The following is an 18,390-nucleotide window of genomic DNA, read 5'->3' as shown; positions in this document are numbered from 1 at the left end:
CGGAAGGGTGCCGTCAGGTAGTGTATAAGCGGCAAGCTCGCTTGCTGGAATGGAATGATAATCGAGGTTGAGAGGCTTGTGGGCAAACCCGACGAGCAGCAAAGCAAGCACGCACACTGCGCGCACCGCCCATCGCTCAATCAAATTCAACCGTTCGCTTATAGATGCTCCGTGTGCCGGTCATGACACATTTCCACCATAGCCGTATGCACGGCACGTCTCAATGTGGCAATTAGTGCCGGCACTTATTTCGTGGCAGGCATCACAGCCGACGTCCCGCCTCCACTACACCCGCTGATGAGCGCCCAGCAAGCCTCAACCCTTGGTGTAGAAACGCGCCGACATAGGGTGGCGCAGGTCGGGGCATGGAACAAGGAGCTCCTGCCGGATCGTGTGGTAGCCTATGCGATGGCGGATCCAAAGATGGAGGGGGCGCGTTTTTAGCTGATGGTGCGGCGCTTCCAGCAAGCGGGACTGATACGAGCTGAAATTCAAGTGCGAACTAACGCGGGGTCAAAAAGAGTGGCAGCGTTCGAGTTCTTGATGGGGAACCCCATCCCAAGAAACATTTGGGGCGAGCACAGCTTGCCGACGAGGACAGATCGCTCCATTGATGCTTCGATCCTACCTGCAGCGCGATTCGCGGTACTCGAACGCGCCATAGAAGAAGGCAAAGCGAGCCAAAGCCGCTCCTATCGTGGTCCAGCTGCAAGAGAATACCCGCTCATGACCACACCGACAACCGTGGATCCCCACCCACTTTCCGCCGCGTAGGCTAGCTATATGCAGAACTCCCGGATTGTTCCCGCCTATGCCGAAGAGCGCTCCCGCCTCGCCCAGGAAGGGTCTCGGCCAGGGCCGCAAGCGCGGCCGCGGCTGATATCAGCGCACTCTCGATGCAGGAGCCTTGCTCCCGTTAGGCTTTTTTCATTTCAGGGTGCTGTTATGCGGCGACCGCACCGTCCATCGGTCGCCGGCCACGCAGCAGGCAGAGCATGACGATCGCCGAGAGCGAGCAGAACAGGCAGAGCGACAGCACGGCGCCGTTTCCGTAGTTGCTCATCAGCCAGATGAGAACAGGTGGCGAGGCGGCCGAAATCCAGTTGAGCGGCAGGGCGATCTGCGACAACGCCTTCGCAAATTCGCCCTTGTCGTAAAACACTAGCGGGATCGTCGAGCGCGCCACGGCCAGCGCGCCGCTGCTCGTGCCATAGAGCACAAGGAAGACGCCGACCGCGACCGGCGAACCCTGTACTGTAAGTAGGATCAGGAGCGAAAGGCAAAGCATCGCCGACGAGCCGATGCCGATCGCCACCCCATCCCATTTGTTGTCGGCAACGAAATTCACGCCGCGCGCCGCGATCTGGATGATGCCGAGCGCCGAGCCGAAGGCCAGCGCCTGCGCGGCACTGAGGCCTTCGCCTTTCAGCAGTTCGATCAGCACCGAGCTGAAGCCATAGGTGATGAAAGCATTGAAGACGATCGCCGCAACGATCAGCACGAAAGTCCGGTCATAGCTGCGCGCCGCAACGGGCGCCGCCGCTACGCCTGAAGGGAGCGCGTCGATGCGTCTGCGCGGCAGGCCGAAGACATAGAGCGGCAGGCAGACGAGAGCCATGGCAAGCGCATAGACCTCGCAGGCCCCGCGCCAGCCGATCTCCGCCTGCAGAAACGAGGTGAGCGGCCAGAAGATCGTGCTCGACAGGCCCGTCACCAGCATTAGCGTCGCAATCGCCCGCCCCGCCTTCCGCCCGGCAATCTCGTTCAGCAGGATATGCGCCGGCATGGTCAGGCTGGCGCTGCCCGCGGCCCCGATGATCAGCCATCCCAGGAAATAGCCAGCCGGCGAATGGGCCAGCGACAGGAGAAGAAGCCCGGCCGCCGAACCGGCCGTCCCCGCAATCATCACCGGCCGCGCCCCAAGGTTCGCAACCACTCGCGACAGCGCCGGCGAACACGCCCCCATCACCACATAGAAAAGCGTCGTCCCGGCAAAGACTTCAGGCATGCCGATACTAAGATCCGACGCCATCTGCGGCGCTGCGACGGCGGGAAAGCCGACCGCGCCCCAGCCGATCAGCTGGGCAATCGAGAGAACGGCGAGGGGGAAGAGAAGATGGGTCTCGGTATGGTCTTCGGTCATCAATGCTATCCGATCTGCAATTGCAAATCATTAGCAACTGAAGCGTATCAGTTTGATGACAGAAAATGTGAGCGACGAGACGTATTTGACCGCGTTGGAGAGACAACGCGAGGATCTGAGCATGACGGTCAAAGACCGAAAGAGGATATCTGTCCTTTACGTCTTCGCCTCGGAGCGGGCGGTCCGCTAAAGTCATAATGCCTTCGTCAGATACCGGCTAAGCGATCGGATCGACGCTGATCTCCCCGGGCATATCCGTGGAAGCATCACCAAGCTGCTTCGCGAGGAGGATTCGCTGGCGAGTTCGGTGCAAGCTGGTTGTGACAGGCTATCGGTATCGCCCCACAGGAGATATGCCGTGACCACAATACAGTCGATGTCTAGTTTCGCGACAGTCCACCGCTATGGCGCAAGGGACCGTACTACGCCAGGCGCTGGTTTCAGAGAGGAGGACGCCGGGAAGGCTGACGCAATCGAGCCTCAACAGAAGTCGGAGAAGTTAGAAGGCCTTCAAACAGAGCTTGAGGCTTTGAAGAAACGCGAACTGTGCATGCCCATCAGCGATTACCTTGTCGCAAAGTTCACGCTGCAGGAACAAATTACGACCGAGAAGTTGAATGCGGGTGAGAAGCTCGATGTTCTTGGTATTGAGTTCAACGGACGCGTGTTCCAGATCGGAGGCAAACGTCTGGACGTTTCTCTTTTGAAGAAAGTGGAGTCTTCTGGGCTGGAGATGGTGCAGGTTGCGAAACCTGAGGATCGACTGCGCAACCTCCTCGCGCAGCAGAGCTAACGGCGTTCCAGCCGAGCAGCTTTCACAGAACTCGCGCCCTGTCGCGTCGGCGCAGCCGTTAATCGATCAGTCGAGCGGCCCGACCACTTCGTCTTGTTGCGCTGTTATAGTAACTCGACGCCTGCTGCACAGAGCGATGACGTGACTGCTCCATTGCCTCGGGAAGAGGAATGCCGCGATTGGCGGCTTCGGTCAGGTAACCAGATCTCAGCCCGTGCGCCGAAAACTCCCGGGGGTCCAGTCCAGCCATGGCAGCCCGCTGTTTGACGACGTCGTTGACCGCCTTCGGATCGAGTGGGCGGTGGGAGACATTGCCCCATCGGTCGACTTTTCGGAAGATGCTGCCAGCGTCGATTTTGGCAGCCGCGAGCCAGGCATTTAAAGCCTCGACCGGCTGACCGGTGAGATAGACCACCTCGTCGTGATCCGCTCCGCTCGTTTTCGTGCGGCCGAGATGAATGGCGAGAGAGGAGAGAGCAGAGCCGTTCTCAACCTCGATCGCGGGCTCGGTGGTGAGCTGCTCCTTGCGCAATCCGGCGATCTCGCTGCGCCGGCGACCGCCGGAGGCGAAAGCAACCATCAAAATCGCCCGGTCGCGGATATCCCGCAGCCTGTCGGTGCTACAGGTTGCGAGCAATTTTGCCAAAACATCGCCGGTGACCGCCTTGGCGCTCCTGCGCTTTCTTGGCCGCGGCGTGGCACGTACGGCGAGACGAATGGCGGACTTGAGGGCGGGCGAGGCGAAGGCACCGTCGAACCCGCGCCATTTGGTCAGCGTCGACCAGGTGGCAAGCCGCCGGCGGACCGTATCGGGGGCATGTGGACCGCTCGTCTTCCGAAATCCTTGGCTGCGAAGTGTCTGTTCGACCTCGATCGGCATGCCGTGATGCGAATCGGCGGCGCGTTTTTGCGGATCCCACAGATGGTGGGCGACGAATTTGAGGAGGAGGGCTTCGGGCGCCGGCCAGGGCAGGGATCTGCCGGTTGCCGCCAGCGACCAGGCCTGCAGGTAAGCGAGATCGGAGGTCAGAGCACGCAGCGTGTTGGCGCCCATGCCTCCATTGACAAGATGACTCAGGGTCTCGATGTCCTGGTCGGTGAGGAGCTCGGCTAGTTCGTCCCGCCGTTCAAGAGGCAGCACGGCGGCGATCGTATCCAAGTCGTGAGCGCGGCGATGGACGGCACTCATTTTGGCAGGCCGTGTTCGTCGTAAAGATCATCGTGGTTGGAGGTGGTGCCGGCCGGTACGTTTTTCCGACCCTCGGCCGCCAGTCTCAGTAAGGCGTTCATCGTCCCTGTCCGAGTGGCAATCGCCGTTAAGGTCGCGATCGGCCGTCCCTCGCGGCAAATTAGGATCTCGTCGCGACGATGAGCCAGCTCGATCAATTCCTCCAGGCGCTCCGCCGCCTCGGAAATCTCCACCAGGATTTTCATGTCAAGCGCTCCTCACCAGACGCGTTCGTGTAGCACCGCATCGAAGGCAGTGTCGAGCGACACAAAGGTGCAATGCTCAAGCCGCGTTTGGGCGGCGAGAATCCGGTCCCAGGGGTCGCGGTGCTCCCAATCGAAGCTTGCCGCCAGTTCGGCATGCAGATCGTTGATGGCGAGCGTCTGCAGGCCGCTGGCCGTCACCGCGGCGCGCAATTCCTGCGGCTTGAGGTCGAGCTTCTTCAGCCGCATCTTGTTGCCCAGTTCGTAGAAGGAGACGGCGCTGACTAGAATGGTGTTGGCCTTGTCCTCGATCAGCGACCGAGCCTTCAAGGAAAGTCGGTCGCTGCCGATCGTCCACCAGTAGACGGCGTGGCTGTCGAGCAGAATTTTCACGAGCGGCTCTCTTGCTCCGCAGGCTTGCCTTGCCAGACGCCTGTATCGTCGTTCCAATCGCCCGAATCGATGGCCGCCTGTTCAGCATCGACATCGTCGAACAGATCGTCGGGTAGGCCACGCTTACGCAACAGGCCGAACGGCCGTTTGCCGCCGTCGGCCGGGCCGATGCGGGCGTAGACCTCGTTGCCGCGCATAATGACGATTTCCTCGCCTTGGTTGGCGCGCTCAAGGACTTCGGCGAACTTTTTGCGGGCTTCGCTGATCTTGTAGCTGGTCTGGGGCATTCTGAGCTCCGAATTTGCCATTCGGATAGCACAATAGCATCGCAGACCCGCGCGTACAATTGCAGTGTACATCTCACTTCCGATAGGGGTTACTTATCGATGGTCAGCGGTGCGCCGGTGCATCATAGGGAGTGAGGAATGATAACTCCGAGATAGCATTCGTTTAGCAAACCGTTTACCATAAAATCAATGGCTTACGATCTTGCGAAAATCAGCATGACAGCCCTGATGGGGCCAGCTTTCGACGCCGGCATCGCGCTCACCCGTCTCGACGAGCGCATCGCCCGCTCGCCGGTCGGCGCCGGCTTTGTCGAGCGCATGCATTTTGCCGATGCCTGCGCCTCGCTGTGGGTCGACGGCGAACTCGTCCATCTCGAAGACCTCGTCCTCCACGACGCCACCCGCGATATTCGCGCCCCAACCCACGAACTGACCATCGCCCGCGACGTTCTTCGCAGCCGCCGGCGCATTTCTGGCCAGTCACCCGACTGGGCGTTATCGGCTGACGGCTTGCGCACGCTGCGACAGACTTCGGAGATCACCTCGGCCGACCAGAGCGAGGCGGAGATGGCCGGCTCCGTCCGCCCGGCGATCGCGGCCGTGTTTGATCCGGAAGGGGAGGGGAAGGATCACAACGACGCGGAGGATCTACCCGGCGTCGACTACGCCGCCATCGATGCGGTGCTAGCCCGATCGAATGCGGCCATCGAGAATGCGACCCGACCCGATCGAACTGGTGGCCGTCCGGCCGAAAAGGATCCTCTCATCTATGATGTCGACTGGGACGAGGATGCCCGGCTCGACGAGTGGCGCGCTGTGCTGCGCCAGGCTGAAAGCCTGCCGGCGGTGCTGCAGGCGATTGTCGCCCTCGATGCCTGGAATGAGATGGCCGTCCTGCAGCATGCGCCCTGGCTCGGCCGGCTGTTTGCCGCCTCTATCCTGCGCCAGGCCGGCGTCACCACCGGCGCTCATCTCGCGGCGCTCAATCTCGGACTGAAATCCATACCCGTCGATCGGCGCCGGCATCGCGATCGCGAGACGCGGCTGCTTGCCATTGCTCGCGGTCTTTTGGCAGCCGCCGAGATCGGCATGAAGGAGCATGACCGGCTGATGCTGGCAAAGAGGATGATGGATCGGAAACTGGAAGGGCGCCGGACGTCCTCCAAATTGCCGGCGCTGGTCGAGCTTGTCATGGCAAAGCCTCTCGTGTCCGGCACGATGGTCGCGAAGACGCTCGAGGTGACGCCGCAGGCGGCGCGGCGGATCGTGATGGAACTCGGCCTGCGCGAGATGACGGGCAGGGGGAGGTTTCGGGCATGGGGAGTTATGTAGATTACTAAGCTCGGGACCAAATCTTAAAGTCCTTTAGCTTGCATATTTTACTATCACCATTAGCAACCGCTGGTCCCTCTGTAGGCGGGCCCACGCTAACTTACGCCTGAGGCATTGCAACCTCATGGGAATTCGTCTTCAATGCAGTATGTTGTTCATCGCGAGCCGAATTTGAGCGAACTTGCATTATACTGGTGGTGTGTAGCCGGAGCGGCGGGCGGGTTCGTGCTGAACATTAATGCGACCGACTACGCTGGCATCGGTTCGGTGCTCGAAAAGTACGGAATTGTTTTGCGGCCAGGTTGGCTCCTACTCGGCGACGTCGCGTTCTACGCCCTTTTTGGTCCGCTTCTTGTCATCGGCATGTACGAGCCGAGGGTTACACTGCAGGCAATCACGCTTGGCCTTGGATGGCCTTTCGTGGTGAGGGGCGTGATCACCACAGTTACATCGAAACAGCGGCGCATATCTTCCAGTGCATCCCCTGCGACCAAAAAGCTTCCAGACGGGGGAGCGAAGTGAAACAACTTAGTGACCTACTCGGCATTACAACAAGGATCTGCTACGTAGCAGTGGCGCTGGTGCAAATCATTTCGCACCTCCGGCCGGACGTCTCTCCGATCGTGACGACGCTGACTACGTCCAGTTTTGTTCCGGCGTTGTTGAGCATCGTGTCCATCGCTTACGCGGTCGTCCTCTTATGGCCGAAATTGAGGCGGCGTTACGTCGACTCGACGAAGGCGCGTCGCTGAGGCGAATATAATGACCGCGGCGATTTGATTTCCATCCCGTGCTTGCAGGTTGGCCAAAGTTCACCGAACGAATTTCAGAGCCGGTGTCGCTTCATCCCACTGATGGCTTCCTGATCGCCAGCGTCGCTTCAGAAAGCGTTGAGTAGTCGCCGACTGTGTACTTCGGGTCATCCAGTTCGGGTGCGATCATAGCAGTCGCGAAGATGATCTGATGGTCAACGTTACACGCGTCTGAATCTTCGACAATCATCCGTTGGAAATTATGGCTGCGGATCTGCTCCATCCCTTTGTCTTCGATGGTGTCCAAGATGCAGAAACGCGGATGACGGAATTCTCTGTCCTTGGTGGCTGCCCAAAGAAAACCGACGAAAAAGGCGGTCTTGAGCACAACACGTGAGCTTGCAGAGAAGTATCCCTGCCCGTCGACTGTGATGCTGTTGGCGCCAAAGTCAAACTCAACATGCTTCGCCGAGATGAAGGCGTCCTGCCTCGGTAAATCTCGGTGGAGAAGCTTGACTACTTCTTGATCGATAGCCGCGTAAGCCTTCTGCAGGCGTTTGGATTGCCCTGCCCTTAAGAGATCGTTGCGGTTTCTAAGTCTCGTGATTTCAGTATTGAGCTTTTCTTTCGCGTCTGTCAGCTGCTGGATTTCAGTCGCGATTGCCAGCTTATGATCGAGATCCTCAAGTTGGCGCTCTACGTACCCTGCATCGCGACCGAGCTGACGCAAGAGTCCCCTCAGAGCTGTCGACGGAAGCCGTTGAAGCTCAGAAAGGCGGCGGGAAGCATGCAGCCACTCGGCTTCTAAAGAGTTGAGCTGCGCAGTTAGTTTTTCAAGCTCATTGATACGTCGTTGTTGAAGAAGCTGCGACTGCTTCAACTGGCGGCCGGTTTCGTTCAAGAGCGCAACAATTCGCGTGTGGGCAGGCCCTTCGTTCAAATCGGCCTTGCATAGGTGGCAATGATTTGGTTCGTCCGCGGCTTCTACGGCCGAGTAGCATGACGGACAGGTTCTAAACTGAATATCGCCGAGACTCTTGGCAACAGTTTCAGAGTCTGAAAGGGCGTCCAGTTTCCTTTGGAGACTTGAAATGAAAAGGTCGGAATCAGCGATCGAAAACGAGATAGCATCCCGCGCCTCTTTCGCTACCGCAATTTGCTGCTGCAGCTTCTGCACATTGTCGTAAGCCTGCTGCTGCGCGGTGAGCGTCAACTCGTCTTGTGACGTTGACTGATAAAGCTGACGTTCTGCATCCTCGATCTGGCCCTGAATGCTTTCGAGTTTTTGCTGCAGAATGGTTTTTTCCGCTTGGACCCAATCGAGTGTGTGCGCTTGATCGGTACGGCCGAGAACGGCAAACAGGCTCTTCAGTTGAGCGCTTGTTTGATCGAAGTTCCGCACCAGGGCCTTCAATCGAACGTCATTGTTATAGACTTCGCTGTTGTATGCGCCGCAGAGAAGACGTCCTACCGTATCACGGAGCGTCGGAGGATCGAACGGTTCGAACTTAAATAGCTGTTCAACAGGGCTTAATTGATCAGCATAGAGCAGCCGCAGAATTTGGTGGATTGTAAGATTGCCGGTCTGATCGCTTGTCACCTCAGGAATATCGAGGAGGCGAAATAGCGCCTCAGAGAAGCTTTCCATCGTCTCGGATCGACGATAGGGATAACGGCTCCAATCTGTGATCGGAGCTTGTAACGATTGCTCGTAGTCGCCTGAGTAGATTTCCATAGGCCGGCCGGCGCTCTCGGATATCTCTCTCCGCAATGTGGCTACCATGCCATTGAAAGTAGCCTCGACCAGTACATGTGTGCACAAGAGAGCTACGTCGCTCCAGTCGGTTAGCTCTCCACCGAGGCCATAAAATAGCATGTTCAAGATTGTCGATTTTCCCGACGAGTTGTCGCCGCGAAGAATGTTGACCCCGGAATGGAAACGACCGTCGTAGACGGTAATATCGTTCCGCATCACGACAAGACGTTTGACTTTAAGGGTAGGGTTATACTGCATCATAACGATGCTCCATAAGACCGGAACGGTGCTTTAGACCGTTCTCGCCGCCTAAGTCGTATTCTCGAGCGAGTGTGGCCAATAGATCCATCAGATCCTGCTGATCAGTGTTAGCTGCGACTATTTTTTCAGCCAAGATGTCCGGCATCCAGCTCTCAGTGGGCTTGACCCATCCAGCGTCATAATCACTGCCGTCGATAAAACCTTTCGCAGCCAGGCTTTGATATGCCGCGTCCGAGATTGGAGCCATCCTTTTGATCAACTGGCCGCTCTCAGGTTGCTCGGCGTAAGGCTTCTCTGCAGCATATCGCTTGCCAAGGGCCCGAAAGCGACGGTGCTCTGGCTTCAAGCGAAGATCGAGAAGCTTGAATGGGAAAACCAGGAAAAAATCGAGTATTCGAACGTGGTCGCGTTCGAGCCTACCGATAGTCGCAATAATGGGCATGAGACGAAGCGCGCGAAACATGGTGTGGTACGGGTCGAGCGCTGGTTCGAATGAAAGCTGAACCATCAGTGCCACCTTACAAAGCACTGCTCGGCGAGCCAATAGACCATGCCCATAGCAACGTTATGGTTGACATCCAAAGGACCAACGCCGCATTCAGCGACAATGGGTTCCACGATTTTAGTGCTAATTAGTTGGTTGATCTGAAGAGCGTCGCAATAGGTGACCCGAGGGTGAACGGCAAAATTGAATTCGTGTTCGACTTTGGCCAATAGGTAAGCGAAGATCTTTTGTGCAGATTCATAGAGCGAGTATTTGTCGAGGAGTTTCACGAATAACTCCTTCTTCTCGTATGCAATATAGATTTCCCCGCCACGGTCGGCGTGGTTAAGCTTGGCCTCTAGACCTGCAATCCCATCAGGAGCTATTTGCTTGAAATAAAACTGCAAACTGTCGATGATGCCCTGCACCTCTTGCTTCGTCTCAATTTCTTTGGCGAGCCCGAGCATCAGGGCCTCAATTCTCGACGCCACGACTGGGTAGTTGTGATGGATAGTCTTATTTCCAGCGACGATATCACCGCCGGCAGACGAGTTTGACTGCGTTACAACTGCTGGTACCACGTTAGGCCTACCGGTTACCTGCTGGACTTGTTGCCGCCGACGATATCGCCGCCTGCCTTTGAGCCAGATTGGTTCACATTGCTGCCGCCGCTGGACGCTTTCTGGCCGCCGACGATTTTGAAGGTCACGAGAGAGCCAATCGTGCCACCGCCGATCAACCCAATAACAAGCGATACGATTTCCGAGAAATGAGCGGTAATAAAATCCATCGTCAAAGCACCCCCTCTACTACCAGAACGATCATTATACGGGAGATCGGCTTATGTCGCCGGGTATCTGCATGCTTTGGGTGCCATCCCGCGATTATTTAAGGTCACCGGCGCGTGGTTTTTCACTGTGGGCGCTAGTAGTCTTGCTTCGAAGCACCGCCAGTTAGCATGGCAAAGCGTGTGGCGTCGTCATCCAACCGATACGGCGATCGACTCCAAAGCCGCGGGGTTCGATGGCGACGACCTACAGAGCAATCTTGATCGACCGAGGGTCCGCACCTTTTATCAAAGCCTCATGAGCTGCTGTCGCCTCTTCGATCACCTTCTCGGGAAAGTCGCGGACCAGATATGGTAGCTTTGAGCCACGCCGATCAGCATTCATCACCCCGCCACTCTCGCGCCAAACAATTTCGAAGTCGGGTGCGAATTGTAGCGGAGCACGATCTGGGTGCGGGGTGATGCAATACAATTTAGTCTGGGACAGGATAACAGAGTGGAAGTAAAATATGCCGTTGCGTTTCCACCAGCCAGACACATGGCGACTTTCACCAGACGGATCGAGCTTAGCATATGCCGCCGCGTTCTGATGGCAGCGTTGCGCTTCCATTTTCATATAAGCCAACTGCTGGTCTGGCACTCGGTCGAACTTATAGAATGTTAATGCACGTATTTCGTCGTTAAGCACGTTTTCTTCGGCCGAGGCAGGAACCATCAGCCGCTCTAGCTCGGCGATCATTGCCGCTCTAAGCTTTTCCCGCCCAATCTTGGCTTCACCCATGCCATTCTCCAAACACGCCCCTCGAAGGGTTATGCTGATCTCACAGGCAGAAAGCAATGAAATCTATTGCAAACTTCAGTTGTACACGCGAAATGTTTTATCGGGCTTTAGAGGGGGCATTCATTTCATGAAATCGCTGATAGAAGAGAAGTACATTGAAGAATTCAAGGCGTTGCTTTCCAAACCCGGACGACAAGAGAACGCGATCCAGGCTTTCCTCGAGCAACATACGACCTTTCTGCCGACGCCGGGTTTGCTCAACCACCGTCTTCACCTGAACACCATTATTTCCAAATTCCCGATCGGGGAGCGAATTGCTGATTACGCCTATCTGACGAAATCGTCGGATGAATGGAAACTCGTTCTTGTGGAACTCGAAGACGCAGGTAAGAAGCTCTTCACTCAATCCAGCAAGCATGTAGGCTTCACCGCAGAGATGAACGACGCGATCGCACAGGTCGACGTATGGCGGGAATTTTGGAGCGAAAACCGTCGAACGGTTCTGGACTCGCTCGAATATCTGCTCGTTCCGCCCGGCATGCGCCGGAACGCCGTATCGCTCGAATGTGTCCTGGTCATCGGGCGGTCAGCCGAGAAAGACAGCAACGAAGCCAAGCGAAAGCGCTTGGCCGCGTTACGCGCCGACAAACAGATCCAGGTCATGACCTACGACACGATCCTGCGTGCAGTAGGCGCCGGCTTCGGCGAGGCGCGCGCGATACTGACGAAAACCGGCGCTGGCTTCCGCCTCCGCTCCGTCGAAGGACTACCCAGCAACCTGTTCACCTATCTTTTGCCAGAGCATCTTTCTGTAGATCCGGCTGCCGAAGCTGCTCTGCGGGCTGACGGATACGACATGGATGCGTGGCTGGCGAACTATCCCTTGATCGTCAATGAGAAGTGGCCGGATATGGGTGCTTGGAAGCGTGCCGGGGAAGCAGGGATGCATCCCAATGTCGTTCGGCTGCTGAAGAGCTCGGAAGAACGGCGACGGGGATCGGCATCAGCCACCTGACGGTGCACCAACTTCATTTAGAGACAGTCGATTGTGCAGTGGGGATATTGTGGGAAACTCGGGATCGCGATGGCTCCGGTGGGAGCCTCATATTCATGCGCCGGGGACGGTGCTCAATGACCAGTTCAAAGGCTCAGACACCTGGGAACAATATCTTTCGAAAATCGAGGCGAGTACGCCAGCGATCCGCGCGTTGGGTGTGACCGACTACTATCTGCTAGATACCTATGAGCGAGTTCGTGATGCGAAGCACCGCGATGGACGTCTCCCCGGCGTCGATCTTGTTTTTCCGAATGTCGAGCTGCGTCTGGCTTTCGGTACGGTGAAGGGCAACTGGGTTAACTGTCATCTCCTCATCAATCCCGAGGATCCGGATCACATCGGCGCGACACAGCGGTTCCTCTCACAGCTGACTTTTGAATATTCCGGAGACAGGTTCGCCTGTACGCCGGACGAGTTGACCCGCCTCGGTTCGAAAATCGACGCCGGCCTGTCTGGGCGAGCCGCTCTCGCGCGTGGCGCGACACAGTTCAAGGTCAGCTTCGAACAATTGGCAGAACTCTATCGCGCCATCGACTGGGCCAAAAACAACATTCTTATCGCTGTTGCCGGCAGCGAGCATGACGGGACGTCCGGAATGCGAGGCGAGGCGGAGGGCGCACAAAGACAGGAGGTCGAACGCTTCGCGCACGTCATCTTCGCCAGCAGTGCCACCCAACGCGATTTCTGGCTGGGCAGGAAGGCAAGCGCCAGTCCCGATGATATCCGCTCCCGCTATGGAGCTCTTAAGCCATGTCTGCACGGCAGCGACGCCCACGAGACAGGGAAAATCGGCGCGCCCGATGGCGATCGTTACTCCTGGGTCAAGGGCGGAGCACATTTCGATTCGTTGCGACAAGCTGTGATCGACCCAGCAGGTCGCGCGTTCGTCGGCGCCGCGCCTCCCATTCGGGCGACACCGTCGCAGGTAATTTCCCGTGTCACGATTCGGGATGCCGTTTGGGCGACGACGCCAACGCTTGAGCTCAATCCCGGCCTGGTTGCGATCATCGGTGCCCGCGGCTCCGGCAAGACCGCGCTTGCTGACGCCATCGCTGCCGGCTGCGATGCGGCATCCGAGCATCTGAGCCCCGCTTCCTTTCTCGTTCGCGCCGGGGACCTTTTGAACGGCGCCAGTGTTCAGCTGGATTGGGGAAGCGGCGATCCTTCGTTGTGCGACCTCCTCGACTATGAATACGATCCGGAGCTGGACGGACGGTTTCCCCGGGCACGATATCTCTCTCAGAAATTCGTCGAGGAACTTTGCTCGGCCGATGGCATAACCGACGCCCTGCTCAGAGAGATCGAGCGGGTGATCTTTGAGGCGCATCCAGAGAAGGATGGAACATTCAGGTTCGATCAGCTTCTCGAGCTGCGCGCCACACGCCATCGTCTGGCCCGCCAGCGCGAGGAAGAGGCGATCGGAACTTTGTCGGATGAGATCGGGCTCGAGCGTGAAAAAAGACGGCAGATTCCTGGGCTCAAACAGCAGCTCACCCAGAAGGAACAAACAGTCAAGGGCTTGGAAGCGGATCGGGACAAGCTCATTGTCAAAGGCAGCGAAGTGCGCGCCGACCGCCTCACCATCATCGCTAACGTGGCCGAGAAGGTACGTTCCTACCTGCGCTTCTTCGCGAACCAAGAAACGTCGCTCCTTGCCCTGCAGGATGAAGTGAAAGCCTTCCGGCAGAATAAGGCGCCCGAAGCACTCCGTCAGACCAAGGCGAGTTTCGTTGCCGCTCGATTGGACGATGCCGACTGGAAGGCGTTTCTTCTCGAATATCAGGGTGACGTCGATGCTGCACTTGCGGCCCGGATTGACACCGCGCGCAAGAACGCGGCTGGTTGGCGTGGCGTTGCGCCAACGCCTCTGACCGACCCCAACCAATCCTATCTCGCGGCGGATGCCGATCCCGAGAAATCGCCGCTCGCAGTCCTTGAGGCAGAGGCAGCGCGATTACAGGCGCTCATCAACATCGACACCGAGACAGCGACCAAGTTCGGCAACCTCGTAAAGCGGATCGCGGAAGAAAACACGCAGATCGAGAACACGCGCCAGAGGCTGTCAGATTGCGAAGGCGCGGCGGAACGGATGACTGAATTAAGCAAGCAGCGGCGGGAAACCTACCTTCGCGTGTTTGGTTCGCTTATCGCCGAAGAACAGGTCTTGCGGGACCTGTATCAGCCACTGGTCGATCGCCTTCAGACCGCGAAGGGCACGCTGCAGAAGCTTTCCTTTTCCGCAAGACGGCATGCCGATGTCAAGCAGTGGGCTTCACTCGGCGAAAAACTTTTCGATCTTCGTCGCGCCGGTGATTTCAAGGGCAAGGGAACGCTCGAACAGTGGGCAAACACGAATCTGCGGAAGGCTTGGGAGGAAGGCGACGTCGCCGCGGTTGATGAAGCGATCCAGCGCTTCACCGAGGCCTGGCAGGACGAGTTGCTCGCTGTCGCCAACGTGGCGTCAAATGATCAGGCGGCATACCGAGCCTGGCTCATGCGGTTTGCTAAGTGGCTGTTCAGCACCGATCACATTCAGATCGAGTACGGCATCGATTATGAAGGTACAGACATCACCAAGCTCTCGCCAGGCACGCGCGGCATAGTCCTGCTACTGCTTTATCTCGCGCTCGACGAAAGCGATCATCGGCCCTTGATCATCGATCAGCCCGAGGAAAATCTCGATCCAAAATCCATCTTCGACGAACTCGTCAGCCTGTTCATCGCCGCCAAGGCGAAGCGCCAGGTCATCATGGTGACGCACAACGCCAATCTTGTTATCAATACAGACGCGGACCAGATCATCGTCGCAAGCGCCGGCACCCACACCCCCGGTCAATTGCCGCCAATCACTTATGTTTCCGGTGGCCTCGAAGATGCCGACATGCGTAAGCAGGTTTGCGATATCCTCGAAGGCGGCGAGGAGGCCTTCAAGGAACGGGCGCGTCGATTGAGGGTGAGGCTGGAGCGGTGAACCCCGATGCAAAGGGCGGGGTAAGCTTAACAGCGCGGCGAGACCTAGCGAGCGGAGAGGGTTGACGACCTTTCGATCCGGAAGGGGTGACGGGTACAAAGTTCCGCCCAGACAGTTATTCGCAAGCTGATAACCGACGGGTCGGCCGACACCACCCGATTGAGAAAGAAAGAGAAGAAGCGAAGAAGGACGTGGACGAACATGAACGCAGGGCATTCACGTCGGCGCCGCTTCCGCTAAGCCGCAGTCGCGCCGTCTCATGAACCAACCGAACGGATTGCAGCAATAACCTTTTGTTTTCAGGCGTTTGATATCTGATACTAAGAAAGCCACAAATTGGGTTGAGGGTTCGAATCCTTTCAAGGCGGAGTGGCTGGCTGAGCCTGTTTGGCCAATCAGCTTGAGGTTGTCTGCGATTGCTTTACCGCGACGCATTTCACCTCGGCAAGCAAGCCCGCATGTGCAAGCTCGGATACGCCGATGCGCGTCCATGCGTAGGTTCCTTTTGGGAAGACTTCGTTCTTCACCGTCCGGAAGATATCCATGTGCTTCGACATCTCAACATGATAGCTAGTCATCTCCACCACGTCGTCAAAGGTGCAGTTCGCTGCCTCAAGGACAATGCGCAGGTTTTCCCACATGGCGCGAAACTGCTCTTGCGCGTCCTCAATCACCTCAAGGTCCCTCGTGCGGCCGACTTGCCCGACGACGTAGATCGTGTGGCCGACCTTAACCGCCGGGGCATATCCTGCGCGTGCCACGATTTCGCGCATTTCCTCCGGAATGATGACTTCTCGATCCATCGTCCTGCCCTTTTCCTCTTAGAGAGAGGCGGCCCAGTCAGAGAAAGGCGGCGCCTCAACGTAACGGCCTTTCTCCATAATCACAGAAAACATCACTTGCAATAGGAACTGAATGGTTCCATATTGGCTTCATGGTTAAACACAGTCAGACATCCCCGTCCGCCGGACGCCCTCGCGAATTCGAGCTTGATGACGCCGTGCGCAAGGCGATGGGCGTATTCTGGGATCGTGGATATCACGATGCCTCCTTGCCTGACTTGCTCGAAGGCATGGAATTATCGAGAGGCAGTTTCTACAAGGCGTTTGTAGACAAGCGGGGCGTCTATCTCCGTGCGCTTGATGTCTACATCGACGATGCCATTCGAAAGACTGGGGAAATCCTGCATTCCAACTCGTCGCCGAAAGCTGCCATCAAAGAAGCATTCTCGCGGCAAGTCGAAGAGTCTTCCGGCAAGGAGGGACTGCGTGGATGCTTTGTCGTGTTGTCGGCTGTGGAAATGCTTCCGGCAGACGAAGAGGTTTCTGCTCGAATTGCGCGATTGTTTCGGCGACTGCAAGATTTATACGCGGCGGCGATCATAAGAGCTCAAGCCCTGGGTGAGATTGATCCTGAACTGGACGATCGAACGCTAGCGCGGTTCCTCGTGTGTCAGATTCAAGGAATGAGAGTTTTAGGGAAAGCAGGAGCGGATCGCAACGCGACAAAGGCAATGGTCGACTTCGCGCTGAAACCTTTCGACTGACTTTAATTTGGAACCAAATGGTTCCTAAAAGACGCATCTGTACAAGCCGATTGGTCGGCTCTGCCAATCGACATGGAGAGACTTTTGGAACATGTTCGTAATCTTGAGCAAGCCAATGACCCGCGCAGATGGACCGCATTGGTCATTCTATTGACCGGGGCGTTCTTGCCGCCCCTGGATTTCTTCATCGTCAACGTGGCGCTGCCCTCGATCCGTGAGGATTTCCACGCCGCTGCATCGACAATGCAGCTGATCATCTCGGGCTACGCCACCACCTACGCCGTCATGCTGATCACTGGCGGCAGACTTGGGGATCTCTACGGTCGTCGGAATGTCTTCCTGGCAGGGATGGTCGCGTTCGCAGGCGCCTCCGCCTTATGCGGCTTTGCTTGGTCGCCAGCGGTACTGGTTCTCGGCCGGATCCTTCAGGGGTTCGCTGCAGCGATCATGGCGCCGCAGGCTTTGGCCTCCATCAACGCAATCTTTCCCGAGCACGAGAAATCAAAGGCGCTCAGCTTTTACGCGCTGACATTCGGTATCGCATCTATGGCGGGGTTGTTTCTCGGTGGGGCTCTGATTGCGCTCGATATTTTTGGGCTGGGATGGAGGGCCATCTTCCTCATCAACCTTCCCGTGATCGCCATAGCGGCGCCGTCCGCGGTGATGGTATTGCGTGAGACGCGATCTGAGCACGCAAGCAAACTGGATCTTGGCGGAGCTGTGCTGATTGCACTCGCGCTTTGTGCGCTGATCTGGCCGCTCATCGAGGGCCGTGAGCATGGCTGGCCGGTCTGGTCACTTCTGATGCTTGCCGCTTCGCTGCCGCTTCTAGTCCTGTTTTGGCAGTACGAGCAGAAGGTGGAGGCGGCTGGAAGAGATCCGATCCTCGCACCGCGCCTGCTTCAGGTTCCGGGATTGAAGCGCGGGCTACTCGCCGCATTGTTCTTCTATGCCTTTGCGGCCTTCTGGCTGACATTTTCGGTTTATCAACAAAGCGGCCTTGGTCGCACACCATTTGAGGCCGGGCTTGCAATCCTTCCCGCGGCGGTTGGCTTCGTCTTGGGGCCATTTGCGAGTGGGTACATTTTCCGCCTTTTCGGTCGATATTCCACCGCGGCAGGCATGTCCCTGGAGGCTGCCGGATTGTTCGGCACGGCAGCCCTGATCTCGTTCGGGACGCCGGAGTATCTTTTCGTTGCATTGTTCGTCGTAGGTGCCGGACAAGGAATTGCCCTTCCAAATCTCGTGAGGACAGTCGTCCAGCGGGTTGACCCGACGCAGTCTGGTTTGGCGTCCGGCCTGGTCAATTCGATGCTTCAGATTGGCGGCGCTTTAGCGACAGCTCTGATCGGCGGATTGTTCTTTTCGATCCTGGGCTCATCGAACGATGTCGGATCGATTGGCCATGCCTACTGCGTTGCAGCAGTCGCGATCGGTCTTTGTCTTCTCATTGCAGGTTGGCTTTCTGCCGACCTCGGACCGAAGAAAGAGGTCGTCCGATGAGCGCGAGCCTCGGCGGGTTTGATCATCGGATTGTCCGTTGGGGGCGAGACCGCTGCCAATGCCTCACCTGCAACCTGCACACAATCATCTCCCCATAACGTAAAACGCATCAA

The 18,390-nt window shown here is 57.4% G+C and carries 18 protein-coding genes; 7 read left to right on the top strand and 11 right to left on the bottom strand.

What is annotated here, in order from left to right:
- Window positions 1-943 precede the first annotated feature (943 nt).
- Entirely contained in the window at window positions 944-2,143 is a 1,200-nt protein-coding gene (locus J2X76_RS30930; protein WP_310221688.1) for an MFS transporter, read from the bottom strand.
- A 358-nt stretch (window positions 2,144-2,501) separates the two neighbouring features.
- Between J2X76_RS30930 and J2X76_RS30925 the strand changes: the two genes are divergently transcribed.
- Window positions 2,502-2,936, top strand: coding sequence for a hypothetical protein (locus tag J2X76_RS30925; RefSeq protein ID WP_310221687.1), 435 nt, complete (start codon window positions 2,502-2,504; stop codon window positions 2,934-2,936).
- Between the two features lie 58 nt (window positions 2,937-2,994).
- Here the strand turns inward: J2X76_RS30925 and J2X76_RS30920 are convergent, their stop codons facing one another.
- Genes J2X76_RS30920 through J2X76_RS30905 form a run of 4 tightly spaced genes read right to left on the bottom strand, consistent with a single transcriptional unit; the run spans window position 2,995 to window position 5,047 of the window.
- Complete coding sequence (locus tag J2X76_RS30920; protein WP_310221685.1) at window positions 2,995-4,125, bottom strand: tyrosine-type recombinase/integrase; 1,131 nt, start codon at window positions 4,123-4,125, stop codon at window positions 2,995-2,997.
- The gene (locus J2X76_RS30915) at window positions 4,122-4,370 is read right to left on the bottom strand and encodes a prevent-host-death family protein (protein ID WP_310221682.1); all 249 of its coding nucleotides are present in this window, start codon (window positions 4,368-4,370) and stop codon (window positions 4,122-4,124) included. Before J2X76_RS30915 ends, J2X76_RS30920 begins: the two co-directional genes overlap by 4 nt.
- Window positions 4,371-4,382: 12 nt before the next feature.
- Window positions 4,383-4,760, bottom strand: a complete 378-nt coding sequence (locus J2X76_RS30910) for a type II toxin-antitoxin system VapC family toxin (RefSeq protein ID WP_310221679.1) — start codon at window positions 4,758-4,760, stop codon at window positions 4,383-4,385.
- Window positions 4,757-5,047, bottom strand: coding sequence for a type II toxin-antitoxin system prevent-host-death family antitoxin (locus J2X76_RS30905; RefSeq protein WP_310221677.1), 291 nt, complete (start codon window positions 5,045-5,047; stop codon window positions 4,757-4,759). The genes J2X76_RS30910 and J2X76_RS30905 overlap by 4 nt, the downstream gene beginning before the upstream one ends.
- 189 nt (window positions 5,048-5,236) lie before the next feature.
- On the opposite strand from J2X76_RS30905, the gene J2X76_RS30900 reads away from it, so the two are divergent.
- Window positions 5,237-6,379 (top strand): RHE_PE00001 family protein, encoded by a 1,143-nt coding sequence (locus J2X76_RS30900; RefSeq protein WP_310221676.1) that lies wholly within the window; start codon window positions 5,237-5,239, stop codon window positions 6,377-6,379.
- 171 nt (window positions 6,380-6,550) lie between these two features.
- Window positions 6,551-6,901 (top strand): hypothetical protein, encoded by a 351-nt coding sequence (locus J2X76_RS30895; protein WP_310221674.1) that lies wholly within the window; start codon window positions 6,551-6,553, stop codon window positions 6,899-6,901.
- A 321-nt stretch (window positions 6,902-7,222) separates the two neighbouring features.
- Here the strand turns inward: J2X76_RS30895 and J2X76_RS30890 are convergent, their stop codons facing one another.
- From J2X76_RS30890 to J2X76_RS30870, 5 genes are all read right to left on the bottom strand, one after another.
- Window positions 7,223-9,148, bottom strand: coding sequence for an AAA family ATPase (locus J2X76_RS30890; protein WP_310221671.1), 1,926 nt, complete (start codon window positions 9,146-9,148; stop codon window positions 7,223-7,225).
- A complete protein-coding gene (locus J2X76_RS30885) occupies window positions 9,135-9,656 on the bottom strand; it encodes an ABC-three component system middle component 5 (protein WP_310221669.1) in 522 nt (173 codons plus the stop codon). Before J2X76_RS30885 ends, J2X76_RS30890 begins: the two co-directional genes overlap by 14 nt.
- Window positions 9,656-10,213 (bottom strand): ABC-three component system protein, encoded by a 558-nt coding sequence (locus J2X76_RS30880; RefSeq protein WP_310221667.1) that lies wholly within the window; start codon window positions 10,211-10,213, stop codon window positions 9,656-9,658. Before J2X76_RS30880 ends, J2X76_RS30885 begins: the two co-directional genes overlap by 1 nt.
- 14 nt (window positions 10,214-10,227) lie before the next feature.
- The gene (locus J2X76_RS30875; RefSeq protein ID WP_130785370.1) at window positions 10,228-10,422 is read right to left on the bottom strand and encodes a hypothetical protein; all 195 of its coding nucleotides are present in this window, start codon (window positions 10,420-10,422) and stop codon (window positions 10,228-10,230) included.
- 244 nt (window positions 10,423-10,666) lie between these two features.
- Window positions 10,667-11,200 (bottom strand): hypothetical protein, encoded by a 534-nt coding sequence (locus J2X76_RS30870; protein WP_310221650.1) that lies wholly within the window; start codon window positions 11,198-11,200, stop codon window positions 10,667-10,669.
- Window positions 11,201-11,327: 127 nt separating this feature from the next.
- Here J2X76_RS30870 and J2X76_RS30865 point away from each other — a divergent pair, with 127 nt between their 5' ends.
- Complete coding sequence (locus J2X76_RS30865) at window positions 11,328-12,215, top strand: Shedu immune nuclease family protein (protein ID WP_310221648.1); 888 nt, start codon at window positions 11,328-11,330, stop codon at window positions 12,213-12,215.
- A 46-nt stretch (window positions 12,216-12,261) separates the two neighbouring features.
- On the top strand, window positions 12,262-15,228 hold the full coding sequence (locus J2X76_RS30860; RefSeq protein ID WP_405030131.1) for a TrlF family AAA-like ATPase: 2,967 nt from the start codon (window positions 12,262-12,264) through the stop codon (window positions 15,226-15,228).
- A 395-nt stretch (window positions 15,229-15,623) separates the two neighbouring features.
- Here the strand turns inward: J2X76_RS30860 and J2X76_RS30855 are convergent, their stop codons facing one another.
- Window positions 15,624-16,031: a RidA family protein gene (locus J2X76_RS30855; RefSeq protein WP_310221644.1), complete on the bottom strand. Its 408-nt coding sequence runs from the start codon at window positions 16,029-16,031 to the stop codon at window positions 15,624-15,626.
- A gap of 209 nt (window positions 16,032-16,240) precedes the next feature.
- On the opposite strand from J2X76_RS30855, the gene J2X76_RS30850 reads away from it, so the two are divergent.
- On the top strand, window positions 16,241-16,774 hold the full coding sequence (locus J2X76_RS30850) for a TetR/AcrR family transcriptional regulator (RefSeq protein WP_310221691.1): 534 nt from the start codon (window positions 16,241-16,243) through the stop codon (window positions 16,772-16,774).
- An 84-nt stretch (window positions 16,775-16,858) separates the two neighbouring features.
- Window positions 16,859-18,277 (top strand): MFS transporter, encoded by a 1,419-nt coding sequence (locus J2X76_RS30845; protein ID WP_310221642.1) that lies wholly within the window; start codon window positions 16,859-16,861, stop codon window positions 18,275-18,277.
- Window positions 18,278-18,390: the final 113 nt, after the last annotated feature.

Source organism: Neorhizobium sp. 2083, from assembly GCF_031455615.1.
Taxonomy (GTDB): domain Bacteria; phylum Pseudomonadota; class Alphaproteobacteria; order Rhizobiales; family Rhizobiaceae; genus Neorhizobium.
This window is presented reverse-complemented; position numbering and strand designations above follow the sequence as displayed.